The organism is Photorhabdus stackebrandtii (genome assembly GCF_011189495.1).
Taxonomy (GTDB): domain Bacteria; phylum Pseudomonadota; class Gammaproteobacteria; order Enterobacterales; family Enterobacteriaceae; genus Photorhabdus; species Photorhabdus khanii.
Genome location: NZ_PUJV01000215.1, coordinates 1 through 252 on the forward strand (window position 1 = coordinate 1; position 252 = coordinate 252).

The window sequence follows — 252 nt, forward strand, 5'->3', positions numbered from 1 at the left end:
ATTTAACGACATAGACTTTCTGGCGAGGGGCAGCGCGTTGTGCCACCCACTCCAGCCCGTCCAGTGCCATATTAGCCAGAACCGGTGACGCGATACCGCCCTGTGGTGTTCCTGCCTTAGTGGGGTAGACCTTGCCGTCTTCCATGTAGCCTGCCGTCAGCCATTTTCCGAGGACTGATTTATCCATCGGCACATGCTCACGAAGCCATGTATGGCTGATTTGATCAAAGCAAGCTTTTATATCCCCTTCAA

Annotated in this window: 1 protein-coding gene; it reads right to left on the reverse strand. The window is 53.2% G+C overall.

Annotation, left to right across the window (positions count from 1 at the left end; translation table 11 throughout):
• On the reverse strand, positions 1 to 252 hold a 252-nt coding region (locus C5470_RS22370; protein ID WP_242688291.1), incomplete at both ends, for a reverse transcriptase domain-containing protein.